This window comes from Colwellia sp. 20A7, assembly GCF_009832865.1.
Classification (GTDB): domain Bacteria; phylum Pseudomonadota; class Gammaproteobacteria; order Enterobacterales; family Alteromonadaceae; genus Colwellia.
This window is the reverse complement of record NZ_CP047130.1, coordinates 798,144-819,248: the sequence shown is the minus strand read 5'-3', so window position 1 is coordinate 819,248 and position 21,105 is coordinate 798,144. Positions and strand designations below refer to the sequence as shown.

The 21,105-nt window shown below is 38.0% G+C and carries 19 protein-coding genes; 3 read left to right on the top strand and 16 right to left on the bottom strand.

Translation table 11 applies throughout. The features are described 5' to 3' along the window. Positions 1–426 precede the first annotated feature (426 nt). From GQS55_RS03590 to GQS55_RS03580, 3 genes are all read right to left on the bottom strand, one after another. Entirely contained in the window at positions 427–1,614 is a 1,188-nt protein-coding gene (locus GQS55_RS03590; RefSeq protein ID WP_159818052.1) for an amino acid aminotransferase, read from the bottom strand. A 138-nt stretch (positions 1,615–1,752) separates the two neighbouring features. Continuing rightward, a complete protein-coding gene (locus GQS55_RS03585; protein ID WP_159818050.1) occupies positions 1,753–3,687 on the bottom strand; it encodes a polysaccharide biosynthesis protein in 1,935 nt (644 codons plus the stop codon). 1,167 nt (positions 3,688–4,854) lie between these two features. Further along, positions 4,855–6,099: an IS66 family transposase gene (locus tag GQS55_RS03580; protein ID WP_201294559.1), complete on the bottom strand. Its 1,245-nt coding sequence runs from the start codon at positions 6,097–6,099 to the stop codon at positions 4,855–4,857. A 2-nt stretch (positions 6,100–6,101) separates the two neighbouring features. On the opposite strand from GQS55_RS03580, the gene GQS55_RS03575 reads away from it, so the two are divergent. From GQS55_RS03575 to GQS55_RS19770, 3 genes are all read left to right on the top strand, one after another. Next, positions 6,102–6,473, top strand: a complete 372-nt coding sequence (locus tag GQS55_RS03575; protein WP_159818046.1) for a hypothetical protein — start codon at positions 6,102–6,104, stop codon at positions 6,471–6,473. Then, positions 6,470–6,808, top strand: a complete 339-nt coding sequence (tnpB, locus tag GQS55_RS03570; protein WP_159817815.1) for an IS66 family insertion sequence element accessory protein TnpB — start codon at positions 6,470–6,472, stop codon at positions 6,806–6,808. Before GQS55_RS03575 ends, tnpB (GQS55_RS03570) begins: the two co-directional genes overlap by 4 nt. Positions 6,809–6,904: 96 nt before the next feature. Further along, a complete protein-coding gene (locus GQS55_RS19770) occupies positions 6,905–7,363 on the top strand; it encodes a hypothetical protein (RefSeq protein ID WP_201294558.1) in 459 nt (152 codons plus the stop codon). A 71-nt stretch (positions 7,364–7,434) separates the two neighbouring features. Here GQS55_RS19770 and GQS55_RS03560 read toward each other — a convergent pair whose 3' ends face one another. The 13 genes from GQS55_RS03560 to GQS55_RS03500 all read right to left on the bottom strand — a co-directional run bounded on the left by GQS55_RS03560 (position 7,435) and on the right by GQS55_RS03500 (position 21,099). Next, positions 7,435–9,033, bottom strand: a complete 1,599-nt coding sequence (locus GQS55_RS03560; RefSeq protein ID WP_159818048.1) for an IS66 family transposase — start codon at positions 9,031–9,033, stop codon at positions 7,435–7,437. A 96-nt stretch (positions 9,034–9,129) separates the two neighbouring features. Next, on the bottom strand, positions 9,130–9,468 hold the full coding sequence (gene tnpB, locus GQS55_RS03555) for an IS66 family insertion sequence element accessory protein TnpB (RefSeq protein ID WP_159817815.1): 339 nt from the start codon (positions 9,466–9,468) through the stop codon (positions 9,130–9,132). Then, positions 9,465–9,836: a hypothetical protein gene (locus GQS55_RS03550; RefSeq protein WP_159818046.1), complete on the bottom strand. Its 372-nt coding sequence runs from the start codon at positions 9,834–9,836 to the stop codon at positions 9,465–9,467. The genes tnpB (GQS55_RS03555) and GQS55_RS03550 overlap by 4 nt, the downstream gene beginning before the upstream one ends. A gap of 772 nt (positions 9,837–10,608) precedes the next feature. Continuing rightward, a complete protein-coding gene (locus tag GQS55_RS03545; protein WP_159818044.1) occupies positions 10,609–11,784 on the bottom strand; it encodes a DegT/DnrJ/EryC1/StrS family aminotransferase in 1,176 nt (391 codons plus the stop codon). Positions 11,785–11,831: 47 nt separating this feature from the next. Further along, positions 11,832–12,260 (bottom strand): type II toxin-antitoxin system VapC family toxin, encoded by a 429-nt coding sequence (locus GQS55_RS03540; RefSeq protein ID WP_159818042.1) that lies wholly within the window; start codon positions 12,258–12,260, stop codon positions 11,832–11,834. A 2-nt stretch (positions 12,261–12,262) separates the two neighbouring features. Beyond that, positions 12,263–12,490, bottom strand: a complete 228-nt coding sequence (locus tag GQS55_RS03535) for a FitA-like ribbon-helix-helix domain-containing protein (protein ID WP_159818040.1) — start codon at positions 12,488–12,490, stop codon at positions 12,263–12,265. A 135-nt stretch (positions 12,491–12,625) separates the two neighbouring features. Continuing rightward, positions 12,626–13,264 (bottom strand): acetyltransferase, encoded by a 639-nt coding sequence (locus GQS55_RS03530; protein ID WP_328698889.1) that lies wholly within the window; start codon positions 13,262–13,264, stop codon positions 12,626–12,628. Beyond that, a complete protein-coding gene (locus tag GQS55_RS03525; protein ID WP_159818036.1) occupies positions 13,257–13,853 on the bottom strand; it encodes a sugar transferase in 597 nt (198 codons plus the stop codon). Before GQS55_RS03525 ends, GQS55_RS03530 begins: the two co-directional genes overlap by 8 nt. Next, positions 13,850–15,067, bottom strand: coding sequence for a glycosyltransferase family 4 protein (locus GQS55_RS03520; protein WP_159818034.1), 1,218 nt, complete (start codon positions 15,065–15,067; stop codon positions 13,850–13,852). The genes GQS55_RS03525 and GQS55_RS03520 overlap by 4 nt, the downstream gene beginning before the upstream one ends. Positions 15,068–15,069: 2 nt before the next feature. Continuing rightward, entirely contained in the window at positions 15,070–16,884 is a 1,815-nt protein-coding gene (locus tag GQS55_RS03515; protein ID WP_159818032.1) for a heparinase II/III family protein, read from the bottom strand. Next, a complete protein-coding gene (locus GQS55_RS03510; protein WP_159818030.1) occupies positions 16,881–19,022 on the bottom strand; it encodes a bi-domain-containing oxidoreductase in 2,142 nt (713 codons plus the stop codon). Before GQS55_RS03510 ends, GQS55_RS03515 begins: the two co-directional genes overlap by 4 nt. Next, on the bottom strand, positions 19,023–19,907 hold the full coding sequence (locus GQS55_RS03505) for a hypothetical protein (RefSeq protein ID WP_159818028.1): 885 nt from the start codon (positions 19,905–19,907) through the stop codon (positions 19,023–19,025). Positions 19,908–20,001: 94 nt separating this feature from the next. Continuing rightward, the gene (locus tag GQS55_RS03500; protein ID WP_159818026.1) at positions 20,002–21,099 is read right to left on the bottom strand and encodes a glycosyltransferase; all 1,098 of its coding nucleotides are present in this window, start codon (positions 21,097–21,099) and stop codon (positions 20,002–20,004) included. Positions 21,100–21,105: the final 6 nt, after the last annotated feature.

Below are 21,105 nucleotides of genomic sequence, written 5' to 3'. Positions count from 1 at the left end.
TTTTTACTACTCGTTTATGCTAAATCGGTTAAAGTGACTCTCCTCTAAACGAAAATTTAATTAAGTTGGTATTATCTGCAATAAATCTCTGTTTTTATATACTAAAGTTGCGAGCAGAACCTTCATACTTTGATTCCAGAGTATGTTATAAACTCGATTCTGTCTAGGCGATGTCTTGAATGATATGAAAAACTTTCATATTTTGAGAGATATTAAGAAAAAAAGTTATATAGTAATTGATTTTTACATGATTTAGTCGATTTATACTTCGCCTATATATAGACAGCAGAAATTATCATAACGAGTAATATTGGTGATATAAAAAAGCCTGCTGTTATAATATTAACAGCAGGCTTTTTAATTAAAAATGTCAACGTATATCAAGACGAGACATACTGAAGTTAAATAAAGTAACTTATTAAATTATTAAAGTACTTTAGCAATAGATTGCGTTAAATAATTAACGTTATCAGGTGAAATTCCAGCAAGGCTAATACGGCTTGAACCAACAATATAAATACTGTATTCATCTTGTAAACGTTGTACTTGCTCTTTATCAATACCTAAGAATGAAAACATACCATTTTGTGTGGTAATAAAGCTAAAATCACGAGTTACACCATTAACTGCCAACTGATCCACTAATAATTGACGCATGCCGTTAATACGATCACGCATTTCTTTTAGTTCCCCATGCCACTGTGTTGTTAGCTCTGCTGAACTTAAAATCGTTTCTACAATAGCAGCACCATGTGCAGGAGGCATAGAATAATTCACACGTACAACAGAAAGTAATACAGAGTTAATAATCTCGGCAGCAATTGAACTTTTACCAATAATAGAACAAGCACCGATTCGCTCACGATATAAACCAAAGTTTTTAGAACATGAACTACAGATGATCATCTGTTCAACGGTATCAGCCATCAACCTTAAACCAAAAGCATCTGCATCTAAGTCTTGACCAAAACCTTGATAAGCCATATCAACAACAGGCATAAAACCAACGTGTTTAGCTACGTCTGCAACTTGTTGCCATTGCTCGGCATTCAAGTCCATACCACTAGGGTTATGACAACAGGCATGTAATAACACAGCGTCATCTTTAGATACTTGCTTTAATGCTTCAAGCATACCTTCAAAGTCTAAAGTTTTATTTTCATAATCGTAGTAAGGATAAGTTTTAACTGTTAAACCAGCCGCTGCAAATACACCTTGATGGTTTGCCCAGGTAGGATTACTTACCCAGATAGTAGCGCCAGGCGTACAAGATTTTATAAATTCGCCCGCGGTACGTAAAGCTCCTGTACCACCAGGTGTTGATACAGTACGAATTCTATTTTCACTAATAACTTTATGATCACCTAACATAAGTGAAGTCATTTTTTCATTAAATAATGCAGATCCAGCAGAGCCTAAATATGCTTTGCTTTTTTCATTTTCTAAACGAAATTTTTCAGCTGTTTTTACACAAGATAAAACGGGAGTATTGCCATTTTCATCTTTATATATACCGGCACCAAGATCTATTTTATTAGCATTGATATCGGCTTTAAATTTTACAGATAATCCCAAAATAGGATCTGGTGGTAACTGGGTTAACTTTGTAAACATTAGTTTAATACCTTTCTAATTTCGATGGTTATTTTGTTTCGCTGAAACTGATGCCGATAATTATACTTTGAATAATCGTGCATTAATACTGAATATAAATACAATTTGTTTTCATTATGTAAAATAAATGCACTTAGCTTAGTTTACCGTTCTTAATTTTGGTTTTTTAACCTCAATAACAGTTTTATGTTGCCAAATAAGATCACTAATGCCGTCAGAAGGCATGAAATCTAGAGGGGCATCTAACAAAATTTGGCGTATTTTATCATGCTCATACTGATGACATGCGCTATCTAAACGGTTAAGAATGTTACTCAGTTCATTCCATTCAAGCATCACTTCGTGTGCGGTCATTATCCGTTCATGGCTAGTACCTGAAACATTAGTACCAATTAATAGTTCTTCATAAAGTTTTTCACCCGGGCGAAGACTAGTAAATTTAATTTCTATATCACCATCGGGGTTGTCATCATTTTTTACTTCATGACCTGATAGGAAAATCATTTTAGCGGCCAGATCTTTAATTTTAATAGCGTCTCCCATATCAAGTACAAATACATCCCCACCTTTACCCATGGCGCCTGCTTGTACAACCAATTGCGCAGCTTCAGGAATGGTCATAAAGTAACGGGTAATCGCTGGGTGAGTTACCGTAACTGGCCCCCCCATTTTAATTTGCTTACGAAAGAGTGGTACAACAGAGCCCGATGACCCTAACACATTGCCAAAACGTACCATGCAAAAACGCGTTTGTTGCTGTGTTTTTGCCAAGGCTTGTAAACACAGCTCTGCCATGCGTTTCGTAGCGCCCATCACGTTAGTAGGGCGAACCGCTTTGTCTGTAGAAATTAACACAAAAGTTTCAACGCCTGCATTAATAGCGGCTTTCGCAGCATAAAGGGTACCAAAAACATTATTACGAACACCTTCAACTACATTTTGTTCAACCATAGGCACATGTTTGTAAGCTGCCGCATGATAAACCGTTTGCACACCAAAGGCCTTCATCACAGACTCAATACGATTACTTTGTTGCACAGAGCCAATAAGCGGTAAAATTTCAACCGTTAACTTATGTTTATTTTTGTATTCATTAAGCTCTTTCTCAATAGCATAAATACCGTATTCAGAACGTTCAAATAGTACAATTTTTATTGGGTCATGCTTGATAATTTGACGACATAACTCTGAGCCGATAGAGCCACCAGCCCCGGTAACCATTACCACTTTATTACGAATATTAGTAGCCATTAAATCAAGCTCAGGTGCTATAGCATCTCGCCCGAGAAGATCTTCAATTTCGACATCTTTAAATTCTACAATTTCAGCAGAGCCATCAATCATTGCAGCCATGCCTGGTATTGTTTGAACCTTAACCGGCAATGTCTCTAATAGCTGTAATATTTTCTTACGACGTGAGTGAGTCGCACTCGGTAAAGCCAATAAAATGCGTTTGATTGATTTGTCAGCTATCAAATATTCTAACGAAGAGTTCCCATAAACATTAATACCTTGAACTGACGATTTATGTTTCATAATGTCATCATCAATAAAAGCTGCAACTTTATATTCAGGGCCATGGCTTAGGGCATTAGCTAATTGACGTCCTGCAGAGCCAGCACCATAAATAATAACCGCTTCTTTTGTATTCAAGTAAAGTCGACTCACATAAGATTTCACCAATAAGCGAGAGCCACCAATGAATAGCAAACATAAACAAAAATAAATAATAGGTACAGTGCGAGGCACACCTATATGAAAAAAGAAAGCAAGACCAACAAATAACATGGTAGAAATAATTGAGCCGAAAATAACGGCAGATAATGCTTGTAAGTTTACATAACGCAATACTGCTCGGTATAAGCCTAATTGTATAAAACCTAATAAACTTAGCGGAATTAAAGTAACCAACAAAAGCCAATTATTAGACACAATAAAAGGAGCAATATCATCTAAACGAACAAAATAAGAGCACCAAAACGCCGTAAGAATAAAGATGGAATCGATACATAAAGTCACCACTCGTTTCTTAGAACGTGACATTGATAATACTTTTTTAGTTAATGAACCCAAAACTTACTCCTTTGCAATTTTGGTCAATATAAAAATAGAGGGAAATGTAATAGTGTATTTTTCACTATAAGGGCGGATTATAACCGTTTAATTAGGATATTGTAATGAACTTTATCAATATTATCCAATTTACAAACGCTAAAAATCTAGACTTTAAAGTTGCATTACCCGTCATTGTGTTGATCACCCTGCCCCGTCATTCCGTTGGTCACTTAATACGGAATCTATGTCTTATTGGCTCAAGCACAAATCATTAATTCTTAAGCATTAGGGCAAAAAAACCAGATCCTGAATCAGTGCTTTTCAAGTTACCTTGACCCCATTGATCCTATTTATCACCACCGAGAACACCGAGTCGCTTCACTACACTGAGGAAAAACAGTACCACACATCTAATCGCTCCTTCTTTGTGCATAAAGTATTACACTAATATGCACAATGAGCAGAGAATGAGGGTAAATGAGAAAACATTAACAATAAACCTAAAACCTGTTTTTTGTCTTCTCTAAAGCGTAGCGTCTCTTAATCTCTTTGTGAATAAAGCCTTTAAACCAATATTCACAATGAGCAGAGAATGAGAGTAAATGAGAAAACATTAACAATAAACCTAAAACCTGTTTTTTTGTCTTCTCTTCAGCGCAGCGCCTCTTAACCTCTTTGTGAATAAAGCCTTTAAACCAATATTCACAATGAGCAGAGAATGAGAGTAAATGAGAAAACGTTAACAATAAACCTAAAACCAGTTTTTTGTCTTCTCTAAAGCGTAGCGCCTCTTAACCTCTTTGTGCATAAAGCCTTTAAATCAATATTCACAAGGAGAAGAAAATGAGGGTAAATGAGAAAACATTAACAATAAACCTAAAACCAGTTTTTTGTCTTCTCTAAAGCGTAGCGTCTCTTAATCTCTTTGTGCATAAAGCCTTTAAATCAATATTCACAAGGAGAAGAAAATGAGGGTAAATGAGAAAACATTAACAATAAACCTAAAACCTGTTTTTTGTCTTCTCTAAAGCATAGCGCCTCATAACCTCTTTGTGCATAAAGCCTTTAAATCAATATTCACAAGGAGAAGAAAAGTGAGCTTACGGCAGCGTAGCGTGACATCACGATTTTTTCAGGTACAGCTTGACCTAGGCGGTAAAGCCTAAATCATCGTGTTTGGTTTTTTTAGGTGATTGAATTTTTAGCGAGATAATTCCAGGGTAAATAATCTTCAGGGGTCTTTTTTACCTGCTCTTTTTCTCGTTGTAAGGTGGTGAAGTAGTCAAAGACATTAATACCCGCCTCACTTGCCGTCGCGATGACCGAGGTAATGACATCCCCAATCGTTGCCCCCAGTAAGGTTTTGTGGAACATCGCGTTTTTTCTGTCTCTCACCACAATTTTGAGCATCGCTTCAATACGATTATTGTCGATTTTTACTCCTTCAGTGCTGCAAAAGTAACTCAGTCCGACATAATGTTTGATAAAGTAGCGAATAGCTTTGCCTAGGCCACTGTTTTCTTCAACGGTTTCATTGGCTAAATGCGTTTCTCCCCACAATTTTATGGCTTCCATAATGGGCAGCGAATGTTGCTGATGGTAAGCAAGCCTTGCAGTCGGGGTTAACTTTTCTTCTTTCGTATGGTCATCATTGACCCATATTTCGCCATAACGTTTGAGGACATGCTCGACCTCAATTGGAAAGTGATTGATAACATCTACAAATTGTCGTCTTGCGTGGCTATTACACAGTGACGTTATCGCCTCACGTACCGTCGGCCGATTGCTCGCTAGCGCATCACTCATGATGAGTGGTTTGGTGCATGATTGACTGCGCTTGTGCAAAATACTGTCAATGAATTCTCCCGCGTGCCCGATGTTAGTCTCAAATAAAACAATATGACGGTTATCAGCCAGCGTTGCGATAACACCTGAGGTATAAACGCCCGTACGTGTGATGACTTTCTCACTGTTGCGTGCTTTCTTTATCACCGATTTCGCATCAAGAATACGGTTAGTTGTGTCATCTAAATAGTAGTGTTTACCATCAGCCGCTAAATTGAAGAGCAATTGGTACACGGGATAAATAGCATTACAAACAAGCTCTACTTGGTCAAAAACCGTTGACGCGGTGATTTTTACTCCCAGTAATTTTTGAATACTGCTTTGACGATAAAAAGGCAGTCCAGCAAAGTATTTATAAATCGCCATTAAAGAACGTGCTGAATAACCATATTTTTGAGTACTTAAGCCATCGGTTAAGACATCGTCCGGCAGTGGTGCGGTAAAATAAGCACCGCAGGTATTACAACGAAGACGCTCCATGACATGCTGCTCAGGTTTGAAAGGACTTGTGAGCTTACGGCAGCCTAGCTCAACTTCCCCCTTTTGATCTGTTTTAATGATCGCAACCAAATTACTAGGATGCAATCATGCCAAACCAAGATCAATTAACAACGGTCGTTACTGCTTTTGAGCACTGGCGTAGCAACAGAAGTGGTCGTCAAGTCACAACGCCCATCGCATTGCGTGAGCAAGCCGTAGCATTACTCAATCACTATTCTTCTAGCAAAATAACATCAGCATTAAGGATCAGTGGCGGCCAGCTCAAGCAATGGCGAAATACGCTTGAACCTGCTGAAAAAGCACCGCTATTTGTGCACCTTCCTATTTCACCACCGCCATTACTCACACAACCGCCCTTTACTGTTGAACTACGCTTTGCCCAAGGTAATGAAATGTCTTTATCTGGTGTTATTGATACTAACATCATCATTTCGCTCATTGGGGCAATGAAATCATGATCCATTTAACCGCTGACACCCACATATTAATCGCGATTGAACCCGCTGATTTTCGCCAGGGCATTGATGGTTTAGCCGCAACATGCCGTTATAAATTATCGGTCAACCCACGTTCGGGTACTGTGTTTGTCTTTATTAATCGCAATAAAACCATGGTGCGCGCATTATCGTATGATGGTACTGGCTTTTGGCTCATGACCAAGCGTTTATCTAAAGGAAAGTTTCAAAATTGGCCGTCATCAAACAAAAGTATTGAACAGATCATCGCGAAAAAACTGCGAAAACTATTGTGTGACAACGATCCATTATGGGAAAAAACGGATCCTCTTTACTGAGTAAAATCATTGAGATAAACACTTGATTTTTACTTTTATCGGATCATAATGCCTGCAAAATAAACCTGTACCAAACACTAAAACTCTGGACGTACCGTGAGCAAACCTTTTACCGACATTGATGGCAAAGCCCTTGAAGCGCTGATAGAGCGCGTGAACGAGGCCAAAGAAAACAATCTGGCCTTAAGCCCAGAGGATTATCAGTTATTACTTGATGCGTTATTGACCTTAGCCACCACGCAAACCCGCTTAGCGAATCATGATGTTACCGTGCATAAACTGCGAAAATTGTTAGGTATTGAAAAATCATCTGAAAAACTAGGCTCGGTGCTTAAGCAAACTAAAGCGTCATCGGGCAAGAAAAATAAAAAGCGTAGCAACGATAATGGTGAAGGTTTCACCCCGGTTAAACCCACGATTATCGTTCATGGACTAGTTGACGTAAATAAAGGCGATACCTGTGTTGAGTGCTTAACCGGTAAGGTTTATAAAACCGAGCCAGGTAGCTTGCTACGTATCACCGGACAAAGTCCTTGTGAGCTTACGGCAGCGTAGCGTGACATCACGATTTTTTCAGGTACAGCTTGACCTAGGCGGTAAAGCCTAAATCATCGTGTTTGGTTTTTTTAGGTGATTGAATTTTTAGCGAGATAATTCCAGGGTAAATAATCTTCAGGGGTCTTTTTTACCTGCTCTTTTTCTCGTTGTAAGGTGGTGAAGTAGTCAAAGACATTAATACCCGCCTCACTTGCCGTCGCGATGACCGAGGTAATGACATCCCCAATCGTTGCCCCCAGTAAGGTTTTGTGGAACATCGCGTTTTTTCTGTCTCTCACCACAATTTTGAGCATCGCTTCAATACGATTATTGTCGATTTTTACTCCTTCAGTGCTGCAAAAGTAACTCAGTCCGACATAATGTTTGATAAAGTAGCGAATAGCTTTGCCTAGGCCACTGTTTTCTTCAACGGTTTCATTGGCTAAATGCGTTTCTCCCCACAATTTTATGGCTTCCATAATGGGCAGCGAATGTTGCTGATGGTAAGCAAGCCTTGCAGTCGGGGTTAACTTTTCTTCTTTCGTATGGTCATCATTGACCCATATTTCGCCATAACGTTTGAGGACATGCTCGACCTCAATTGGAAAGTGATTGATAACATCTACAAATTGTCGTCTTGCGTGGCTATTACACAGTGACGTTATCGCCTCACGTACCGTCGGCCGATTGCTCGCTAGCGCATCACTCATGATGAGTGGTTTGGTGCATGATTGACTGCGCTTGTGCAAAATACTGTCAATGAATTCTCCCGCGTGCCCGATGTTAGTCTCAAATAAAACAATATGACGGTTATCAGCCAGCGTTGCGATAACACCTGAGGTATAAACGCCCGTACGTGTGATGACTTTCTCACTGTTGCGTGCTTTCTTTATCACCGATTTCGCATCAAGAATACGGTTAGTTGTGTCATCTAAATAGTAGTGTTTACCATCAGCCGCTAAATTGAAGAGCAATTGGTACACGGGATAAATAGCATTACAAACAAGCTCTACTTGGTCAAAAACCGTTGACGCGGTGATTTTTACTCCCAGTAATTTTTGAATACTGCTTTGACGATAAAAAGGCAGTCCAGCAAAGTATTTATAAATCGCCATTAAAGAACGTGCTGAATAACCATATTTTTGAGTACTTAAGCCATCGGTTAAGACATCGTCCGGCAGTGGTGCGGTAAAATAAGCACCGCAGGTATTACAACGAAGACGCTCCATGACATGCTGCTCAGGTTTGAAAGGACTTTGTCCGGTGATACGTAGCAAGCTACCTGGCTCGGTTTTATAAACCTTACCGGTTAAGCACTCAACACAGGTATCGCCTTTATTTACGTCAACTAGTCCATGAACGATAATCGTGGGTTTAACCGGGGTGAAACCTTCACCATTATCGTTGCTACGCTTTTTATTTTTCTTGCCCGATGACGCTTTAGTTTGCTTAAGCACCGAGCCTAGTTTTTCAGATGATTTTTCAATACCTAACAATTTTCGCAGTTTATGCACGGTAACATCATGATTCGCTAAGCGGGTTTGCGTGGTGGCTAAGGTCAATAACGCATCAAGTAATAACTGATAATCCTCTGGGCTTAAGGCCAGATTGTTTTCTTTGGCCTCGTTCACGCGCTCTATCAGCGCTTCAAGGGCTTTGCCATCAATGTCGGTAAAAGGTTTGCTCACGGTACGTCCAGAGTTTTAGTGTTTGGTACAGGTTTATTTTGCAGGCATTATGATCCGATAAAAGTAAAAATCAAGTGTTTATCTCAATGATTTTACTCAGTAAAGAGGATCCGTTTTTTCCCATAATGGATCGTTGTCACACAATAGTTTTCGCAGTTTTTTCGCGATGATCTGTTCAATACTTTTGTTTGATGACGGCCAATTTTGAAACTTTCCTTTAGATAAACGCTTGGTCATGAGCCAAAAGCCAGTACCATCATACGATAATGCGCGCACCATGGTTTTATTGCGATTAATAAAGACAAACACAGTACCCGAACGTGGGTTGACCGATAATTTATAACGGCATGTTGCGGCTAAACCATCAATGCCCTGGCGAAAATCAGCGGGTTCAATCGCGATTAATATGTGGGTGTCAGCGGTTAAATGGATCATGATTTCATTGCCCCAATGAGCGAAATGATGATGTTAGTATCAATAACACCAGATAAAGACATTTCATTACCTTGGGCAAAGCGTAGTTCAACAGTAAAGGGCGGTTGTGTGAGTAATGGCGGTGGTGAAATAGGAAGGTGCACAAATAGCGGTGCTTTTTCAGCAGGTTCAAGCGTATTTCGCCATTGCTTGAGCTGGCCGCCACTGATCCTTAATGCTGATGTTATTTTGCTAGAAGAATAGTGATTGAGTAATGCTACGGCTTGCTCACGCAATGCGATGGGCGTTGTGACTTGACGACCACTTCTGTTGCTACGCCAGTGCTCAAAAGCAGTAACGACCGTTGTTAATTGATCTTGGTTTGGCATGATTGCATCCTAGTAATTTGGTTGCGATCATTAAAACAGATCAAAAGGGGGAAGTTGAGCTAGGCTGCCGTAAGCTCACGAAGAAAATGAGGGTAAATGAGAAAACATTAAACCTAAAATCTGCTTTGTCTTCTCTTCAGCGCAGCGCCTCTTAATCTCTTTGTGAATAAAGCCTTTAAATCAATATTCACAAGGAGAAGAAAATGAGGGTAAATGAGAAACAATAAACGTTAGTTTGTCTTCTCTAAAGCGCAGCGCTTCTTGGCCTCTTTGTGCATAAAACTCTTAAACCAATATGCACAATGAGAAGTGAATGAGAAAACATTAAACGTTAGTTGGTCTTCTCTAAAGCGCAGCGTCTCTTAATCTCTTTGTGAATAAAGCCCTAAACCCCAATATTCACAATATTCACAATGAGCAGAGAATGAGATTAAATGAGAAACAATAAACCTAAAATCTGCTTTGTCTTCTCTAAAGCGCAGCGCCTCATAACCTCTTTGTGCATAAAGACCTTAAATCAATATTCACAATGAGCAGAGAATGAGAGTAAATGAGAAAACAATAAACCTAAAACCTGCTTTGTCTTCTCTAAAGCGCAGCGCCTCATAACCTCTTTCTGCATAAAGCCCTTAGGTTACTTCCACAATGTTCTTAATTTTTTACCATCGAGAACACCGAGTCGCTTCGCTACACGGGGGAAATACTAATGAACTCGTTCCACCTCTGTGCCCTCCGTGCTCTCTGTGGTTAATTTATTTTATGTGGTGAAACGTCACTTAGAAGCTAGTGCAAATGCTTCTTTCATAACTTGTGTTGCTTTATCAATCTCACTTTGCGTAAGTGTAGGATGTACCAAAAACATTAAACTCGTTTCACCTAATGCAACCGCGTTAGGTAAACGTTTTTCAGGTCTAAAACCGGTATTATCAAATGCTTTTTCTAAATACACTTCAGAGCAACTACCTTGAAAGCACAGTACGCCTTGGGCGACTATTTCATTTACGATGCGATCACGATCCCAACCATCAGCTAAAAACTCAGGTTTAATAAACATATAATGCTTATATTCTGCATGTTCGCTGTACTCAGGCACTTCAACAACTCGAATTAAGTCAAATTCACGTGCTGCGTTATCAAGCTGTTTAGCATTATTTTGACGAGATGAAGTCCAATACTTCATTCGAGTTAACTGAATACGGCCAATAGCGGCTTGCATTTCGGTCATACGCCAGTTGGTGCCAAAGCTTTCATGTAACCACCTAAAGCCAGGAGGGTGTTCTTTATTATAAATGGCATCCCATGATTTACCGTGGTCTTTATAAGCCCACATAGCTTTCCATAAGATTTCATCATTAGTGGTAACCATGCCGCCTTCACCACCTGTGGTCATAATTTTGTCTTGGCAAAAAGACCAAGCGCCAACATGACCAATAGAACCAACAGGTTGTCCTTTATATTTTGCGCCATGCGCTTGTGCGCAATCTTCAATCACATAAAAACCATATTTTGCACTTAACGCCATAATGGCATCCATTTCAGCAGGCATGCCAGCTAAATGAACCACAATAACGGCTTTGGTTTGCGGCGTTAATACTGTTTCAATAGATGCGGCTGTAATGTTTTGACTGTTTAAATCAACATCAGCAAAAATAGGTTTAGCCCCTGCAGTTACAATGCTTGAAGCAGACGCTAAAAAAGTACGTGGTGTTGTAATAACTTCATCACCTGCGCCAATAGACATAGCTTTTAAAGCAATGTCTAACGCCAAAGTACCATTACCTAAAGCAACTGCGTATTTTGTATCGCACCAAGCTGCGAATTCTTTTTCAAATTCACGACCTTCTTGACCAGTCCAATAATTCACTTTGTTTGACAATAAAACAGATGATACTTTGTCAGCTTCTTCTTGGGTGAAGCTAGGCCACGGTGAGAATGGGGTGTTTAACATGAATAGATCCTGAAAACACTTACTCCTTCACGAGAAAGAAACAAGTGTTAGTGTGTATTAAAATCGAAAGGGTTAATCAAATCTAGTTGGCAATGAGTAAAGTCTTTAATGTTACGTGTCGCAATAGAATAGCTATGTAAGCGTGCTATTGCTGCAATTTGGCCATCAAAACAACTCATGGGTTTACCTATTTTACGTTTTTCAGCCATTAAATCACCATAAAGTATCGCTGCATTTTCATCAAAGCTTAAAATACGTTGCTTAAATGCAGAATCAACAAATAGTTTAAAACGTTCTTCAAGTAACTTTTTACGCTTACCATTAGGCATAATACCTAATCCATAATTTATTTCGGCAACGGTAATACTTGTTAAATATAAAGATGAAACCTTTTGATGATTCAACCAGTTAAGGACGGAACTTGCCGGTGGTGAAGTCATAAATTCAGAAACAATATTAGTATCAAGTATTATCATTATTAAAACTTAATAGGCTCATGTAGCTGTCTAGGTTCAATAGCTAATTCATCACCATAAGCAGGACTAAATAAACGTGTTGCCAAATCTCCAAGCTTTTCAGGTGTTGTTACAGAACGTTTAATTATTTGTCTAACTTCTTCTTCCATTGAAACGCCATGTTCAGCAGCTTGCCGCCTTAACAGTTCTAACGTTTCAACTTCTATTTTTCGTATGCTTAAACTCGGCATAATAAACACCTTTTCTAATAAACCATAATCAAATGATAGCAAAAGCAATCAATGCTAGCAATATTAACAAAGTGACAGCAGGTGATGTTTTGTTTATATTGGCTGAATAAATAGCCAGAAAAGTTAGAGAATATTTTAGTTACCTTTAATTACCACAGCAGGTGAACCAAACACGGTAACATTATCAGGTATGTTTTTTACAACTACACTACCAGCACCAATCAAACAATTGTCACCAATTGTCACCAACTGCTTTACTTGGCTACCAATGCCTATCCAGCTTTTTTTGCCAACGGTAACACCGCCAGCTAACGCACTATTAGGGCATATATGAGTAAAATCTTCAATAATGCAATCATGCTCAACAACTGCAGCAGTATTGATAATACAACCAGTCCCCACTTTAGCAAATGCATTAATCACTGAGCCTGCAAAAGCCACCGTACCTGTTTCGATTTTTGCATATTGACTAATAACTGCACTTGGGTGAATCAATGTAATCAGATTAAAATTATTCTTTTTTAACAACTGCATTTTTTGTTGGCGAATTTCGTTATTACCAATAGCTACAACGGCGCTATCAACAATAGTATTATCTGTAATATTTAAGGCGAGTAAATCAGCACAAGTACCGTGTATCGGCCAATGTTCAATATACTTTTTACTAGGGTACGCATCGTCATAAAAGTTAACTATATAGCCAAGTTGCTCGGCGATATCTGCAATAACTTTACCATGACCACTTGCTCCAACAATTGCTATTTTTTTATTCACTGCTAGAGCCTTTAAATGGTTCAATAGTGACATGGCCATCAGCACTAATACCTTCGCGTACAAATACTTTTTTAACAGTAAGTAGTAATATTTTTATATCTAGCCAAAAGCTTTGGTTATCAACATACCAAACATCATAATTAAATTTTTGTTCCCAACTAATAGCATTTCGGCCATTTACTTGCGCCCAACCGGTAATACCGGGCCTTACATTATGACGACGTTTTTGCTCATCATTATAAAGCGGTAAGTATTGTACTAATAACGGACGAGGGCCAACAAGACTCATATCACCTTTTAATACATTTAATAAACCGGGTAATTCATCCAAACTCGCTGAGCGCAGAAAAGCACCAAAGGGTGTCATACGTTGGTCATCTGGTAATTGATTACCCTGCTTATCCGTTGCATCTAGCATGGTACGAAACTTCATCATTTTAAACACTTTACCATGTAAACCGGGACGGTCTTGAGTGAATAAAATAGGCGAGCCTAATTTAATTCTAATTAATACTGTAACAATAAAGATAATAGGTAATAAAGTAAGTAAAGCACAAAGTGCGACTATAAAATCAAAGAGGCGTTTCATTTTACAACTCCTGTTACCCATGTTACCCATTTATCAGCTAAATTATGACGATTAAAGTTCTGTTTAGCTAAAGCTTGTGCATTAGCTCCCATTTCAGGTAATGACTCTTTATTATCGGCAGCATTTTCTAGAGCATCGGCAAAAGCTAACGCATTGTCTGGCTCTATAGCATACCCACAATCATGCTCGTTAATCATGCCCGCTAGCCATCCAGGATAGTTATTCAAAACAGGTAAGCCCGCAGAAATATAATCAAAAAATTTATTTGGTGAAGTACCATAATAAAATGCAGGTATATTCGCCAATAATTGCATACCAATATCTGCGCCTTTCATTAACTCTGCAAGTTTACTTTTATTAACAGGGGGGTGAAATATTACATTATCCAACCCTTCTAATTTAGCTCTTGCCTGCAAGCCCTCTTTCAACTTGCCTTGCCCAACAAAAACTAGTTTGATATCGTCACGATCACGTTTTTTTAGTTCAGCTGCTGCATCTAATGCCGCATCTAAGCCATTAGCTTGTCCATGGGTGCCAGTAAATACAGCCATTAAATCAGTATCAGCTACACCATCAGGCCGCCAAGAAGTAACACCCTCAGCAAATATTGTTAAATCACATCCGTTTGGAACTATTTCAACTTTACTAGCTTTTACGCCACGCTTTTTAATACCTTCAACAATACCGGGAGACAAGCCAATACAACGATGAGCTGAACGATATGAGCACCACTCCAAAGCTGACATAGCAGCTAATACTATCGGGTTTTTAATAACACCCATTTCTTTTGGCAATTCTGGCCATAAATCTCGCACTTCAAAAACAAACGGTTTACCTCTTAGCCAACGTGTAAATATACCTGGAATTCCGGCTGTTAATGGAGTAGTCGTTGCAAATAAGACATCATATTTATGAGTCAAGGCAATTAAAACACTCTTAAAAGCAAACTTTAAAAAAGTACCTGCACGTTTTATTAACCCATCAGCATTAGAATAAGCTAAGTCAAACTCGATGATATTAATACCATCAACAATCCCTTCTCGGCGGCCTTTTACAAACTCTGGAGATAAACCTGTTTCTCCCCCACCATAACTGCCACAAACCATAGTAACTTGATGACCATGTTTTAATAAACGCTGCGCCATTTCGTATGAACGAATACCTGTAGAGCCGCTAGGGGTCGAAAAGTGCTGGTGAAAATATAAAACATGCATAATTAAAATTGTACTTCCGTGGTAAGTGTTCCAGACTTGTTAACTTCTATTTCAAGTACTGGTATTTCTGATTCTTGATAATAATAGCGAGATTCAAAGCCTGTAATTAGTTCTATACGTTTAATACTAGTATCGGCTGAAAAGCTAATACGACACAACTCGCTAACAAGAGTATTCCTAACTAATTTCCAGTTAGCTGGGGTAAGTCTATATCGCAGTATAGCTTTTTGTTTAAAGCCCGTAATTCTATCTGTAATTGTTAGCAAGTTAGGTTGTAAGGAAATGTCACGTATATGCTCACAACCAAAGCGATCTTTATAGCCAGCAGCAACTTGTTGTTTATCTCCTGATATTTCAAGTGGTTTTTTACTTGTTGTTTTTAGCCAGTCGCCTAATAAAAATCGGCTCAAACGAGGCATTTGATCGTGTGAGTCAAACTCAATAGTATTATGGCTTTTTACACCACTATAATAATCAATATATTTTTGGCCTGCATTATAACTAAATGTGCCTCCATCTCTAAAGACATTTTGTCCATTTAGCCAAAAATCAACATGCAATGCATCACATTGACTTGGTCTAAACTTAAATTTTGGATAATTAAAATATAACGCCGCATTAGAAGCAGTTAAAAAAGTATAACCACCATCAACAAAATCCACCGGTGTTTTATTAAAAAAACTTTGAGTAGGAGTTTTCAATGCTAACCATTCAAGCGGGACATTAAACTCACCTTCCCCCTCATAAGCTATTTTATTAAAAAACAATACACTAGCCAACTGAACACTGGGCCTAAAATCTCGATAATCTGTACCGGTTAAAGGGATTAAACGTGCCCCATCATTAGCCCCTAAGTTAGGAGTATCGCCAGTTTTAACATCAGTAAAATAAAACAGCCAATTGGTAGCTGCTTTTAATTTTGTGTATAAACGTTCAGAAAAATCAGCTAACTTATGCTTTTGTCGCCAAACTTCAACCAAACTATAAGTATCTAACATTACACGGTGATATGTTGTTGAGTATTGACTAAAACTACCATCAGTCTCAATTAGTTTAGTTGATCTGTTTTCAAGCCATTTCAAACCTTGTTTTTGCCATTTTACACCATCTTCATCACCATTTAACACAAGCCATGAACCGCCAATATAAAGTGCTGCCGCTTCAGAGGTTCCATGGTTGTTATCTTGGGCAACCGCATACATAATTGTTGGTGATATACGCTTCAAATGTGCTTTTATTAGACTCAATAATGCTGGAGTAGTATTTTGTGTTTGCTGTAACAATAATGAAGCTAATGCTAAATGCATAACCCTAATAGAGGCTTCTTGCCCGCACTTCCAATTAACACCATTATAGGTAGGATTTTTCTCAATCCAGTCAGCCAACCAAGTATTAACTTTATCAACACCGCCTTTATCACCACTAACTGCTTGTTGAGCAAAACCGATCACCCAATCAAATCGTGAAGCTTCCCAAACACCCTTAATATCACCCAACTGGTTATTAAAGTCGCCTATCAAATACCAAGGTCGGTCTGAAGGAGCTAACTCACCATTTAGATTGTTTTTATGCCAGTTTGGTATTGATGAATTTACTTTTTCAATACCAAAATAAGTATGCTTATTAATCCATTGCAAATTAGCTTCATAATTAACTAAAGCGCCATTATAAGAAGTAAAGAATTCACCTGACTCAATATCGCTCTTAATCGCTTTCGCTTTATTAAGACCTGTTTTCAAGCCTAACTGATATAAAAATACTCGGATCAGGTTTGGTATACCTAATCCGAGTGCTGTTTTGATTTTAACCAAGCTCATTTTTGTAAACGTAACTGCTCTGCAATATCAATAGTGACTTTAGCTACTTCAAATAATTCATCGGCAGGTATTGGTGCAACAGTTCCTTGCTTTATAGAGTCAATAAAAGCTGCAGAGCAAGCTGTTTGACCTTTATCTTGCTTCCAAAGATTCATCTTTTTAAACCCTTTCCAGCCAAAGCCCTTTAACTTAATAAAGTTATCTAGTTGTAAAGTACCCCCAGCGGCAAAAACTTCAACACGTTCTTTAGGGAAACTAGCTGCACCATTAGCTAAATATAAAATAGTACCAAATGAACCATCTGCAAAGCCTAAAATAATAGCGGCTTTATCTTCAGTAACTTCAACTGCATCAGAATCACCCATTCTACGCGCTTGAACAGAAACAATTTTACTATCTGCCAAATAACGCATTAGGTCAATAAAGTGGCATGCCTCACCTATAATACGGCCACCACCTGCATTAATATCCTGCGTCCAATGATCTGCAGGGATTTTTCCAGCATTCATAGTCATAATGAAAGACTTAGGTTCTTTTATAGGCTTTAATAAAGCTTTCATTTTTTGGATTTGTGGGGAGAAACGACGGTTAAAACCTACCATCAACTTTGGGGTTTTCTCCGCTTTAATCGCTTCTTCATAAGCTGCTTTAACAGCGTCTAATTCTTCATGCGTTATAGCTAAAGGTTTTTCAACAAAAACATTTTTACCCGCATTCAGTGCTTGCTGAACAAAGTAAGCGTGACTGTTATGCTGAGTAACAATAGCGATAGTATTAATACTCGGGTTTTCAATCATGGCCTGAGTATCAGTGGTAGCTTCAGCAAACCCCGCTTTTTCACCATGAGTAACACCGTTAATGCCACCAGAGGTAGAGATACTATGAAACTGGGCACCAGCCTCTTTAAAAGCAGGGATTAGCATACGCGAGGCATAATTACCTGCACCAATAAAACCGACAATAGGCTCATTTGCTTGATAATTTGGTGTAGCCGTTAATTTAATCGTTTTTGCATGCCGAGTTGAAGTATCCGATTCAAATTGTAACAAAATACCTAATGCACTTTTATCAGTTATTAATAAATCATAAGCATCACTAGCATTTTCAAATTTAAAACGATGGGTAATTAATGGTTTAACATCAATTTGACCGCCAGACATCATATCGAGTATAGCTTCAAAGTTACGTTGCTCTGTCCAACGAACAAAGGCTAATGGGTAATCGTTACCTTGCTCTTCATAACTTGGATCATAACGACCGGGGCCATAAGAGCATGAAACTTGAAAAGTTAATTCTTTTTCATAAAAATCAGCACGGCTTAGTTCTAAACCGATAACACCAACAAGAATAATTCGACCACGTTTTCGGCTCATACGTGCGGCTTGTGTTACAGGGTCGTTAGATTTAGTTGATGCGGTAATAATAACGCCGTCAACACCAACGCCGCGGCTAAACGCCATACCTGCAGCAACGGGATCTTCACCCTTACCAGGGTTACAAGTTTCTGCGCCAAACTGCTTAGCTAAATCAAGTTTCGATTGGTCAAAATCAATGGCTAATACACGGCAGCCTTGCGCCCGTAACATTTGTACCGTTAATAAACCAATTAAACCTACGCCTGTAACGACAAAGCATTCACCCATTGTCGGTTTAGCTAAGCGTATACCTTGCAAACCTATACTGGCTACAACAGTGAAAGCAGCATCTTCATCAGATACATTGTCGGGAATTTTAGCAACTAAATTTTTGGCTACACGTACTACATCAGCATGAGGCCCATTTGATACAACGCGATCACCCACTTTAAAGTCATCAGCACCAATACCTACACTTTCAACAACACCAACGTTGCAATAGCCTAATGGTAATGGTTGCGCAAGTTTAGACTTAACAGCATCAATTGTTGTCATTACACCGTCGGTTTGCATTTTTTCCAATACCATTTTTACTTTGTCAGGCTGTGCACGTGCTTTATCGATTAGATTAGCTTTACCAAAATCAACGAGCATTCTCTCAGTACCTGCAGATATGAGCGTGGTTGTAGTGTTTATCACTACATTATTTTTTGTTACCTGAGGAACAGGAGCTTCAACTATAGTTGAGCCGCCTTTTGCCATATCTTGTAATATTTGTTTCATTTATAAATGCTCTATTAATACTCTTTTTAAATCTTCGAAAGAATCATATTCATAACTCACACACCCTTTCGGACGAGCGATTGAATTAGAAGCTATAGTCAAGCAAGAAAAATATAATGCTTCTCTTACGCTAACGCTATCACCATCTGTTGGTGTTAACCTCAAACAGGTTGGCTTTTTTTTAAACACAGGCCAGAGTTGATGCTGGCCTGTTAAAATACAAAGACGACCTGATTCAATATGTTTCTCAATTAATTCTTTACATTCTTCAGGTAATATCTCTGGTTCATAGATCCCTATAACCAATAATAATTTCATGCTAGGTATAGCATCAAGTAGTTTTAAACTTGTCCCTACACCATATAGATCTTCCCCTTCACAGGGAATATATTTCCAAGCAGAATTAACCGTAAAACTACCATCGTTAATGAAGGTTTTTACAGGCTCTGGATAATTTTCAACTATAGAGTTGTACTCTGACTCGTCAGGTGGTAAAAAAGGTGATATCAACTCGACATTAAACTGAGGCGGATAAAAAAGGACTAGCTTCGGATTAACAACATAAATCCCGTCACAATATTTTAAAATAGCTAATAATAGTTTTCTCTTGATACCGCTATAGTGCCTTGAAGCATTATGATCGATAAAAACACTATTTCTTATTTTCCCTAAAAATAAGAAAGCTAAAACAACAAATAAATTAAGAGAATTAACTTCATACTTTTGAGCTTTAGAATTAAACAAATTAAGTAAAAAGTTCTTTTCTGAGAAATCTAACTTTGTAACTTGCTCTGAAGCTTTAAGTAATCCAGCGTAACGCCTTGTAACATAAACACTAACTCCGCCGATTGGAGGTGGAAACCTTCCAGCAACACATATACTCATAATAACCTGTTCACTTAAATTTAGTTTATAAAAAATTATCTATTTTGCATAGTATGACATTAAGCACTTATTGCGTCCCTCTTTCATATGAAAATTAATTAGTAAGTAATTTTATATACTCTTTTAAAACACTTTCAGACTTAAAACTTTCTGTTGCATAATACTTAGCATTTTCGCATAACTGTTGATATGCAATAAGATCAATTTTTGTGGTAGTCTCTAAACAACGCGATAACTCGATTGGTTTTTCTAAATCAACTAAAAAACCAGCAGAGGAGTCTTTTAAAATAATTTCATGATCAGATATATTGCCAAGTATTGTTGGAGTACCAGTTGCTAAGGCCTCTGCAACTGAGTTGGATGACGATTCAAATTTGGAAGGATGAATTAGCATAAATGAATTCTCTAATACATGTGGAATATCCTCAGACGGACCACGAAATACTAAATTTTCAGTTAAATCATGCTGCTGTAATAACTTTGCAACTAAGTCAAACTCATCAGACTTTATAATTCGACCATACCAATATATTTTTGGTACTGGAGACGAATAATTTGTTTTGTATAAAATAAGTGCTTCGGCAATATATCTAAAATTTTTAAATGGTGTGGTATGCGCTATAACAGTGAATATTCGCTCCTCAATCGCTTGAGGGTTAATTTCAATATCAAAAAAAGGCTCTGGCATTGCATTTGGGATATAAACAACATTTTTTTTAGCATGAACTAGCTTTAATTTCTCAGACTGAACGATTGAATTTGAAGTAATATTTTTACATACCCCATGAAATTTATATCTTACTTTACTTAAAAAGCTTGTTGGCATTAGCTCAAAAGAGGTTCTTTCAGAGTAAGTAAGTGTAATTTTTTTTAAGTAAAATAAACTAGCTAACTCCAAATAAAATGCTGGAGTGTTTAAAAAAACAAGAGCACTTTTATAATTGTATTTATATAATAAACTGATCAATTTAAATACCACAGAGAAACCAAACTTATTCGATTTTACTGCCTCATGAACCACAACTCGATTATCTAAATTAGCTCTATGATGAGTAAATTCAGGGTAGTATATAAATATATGAACATTTTCACCTGAGTCAGCCAATCCATTAGCAATATTAACAATTTGCCTTTGTGCCCCACCTGAGCCGAAATGATCTATAACTAACAAAATAGGAGTGTTTTTTTTCATTATTGA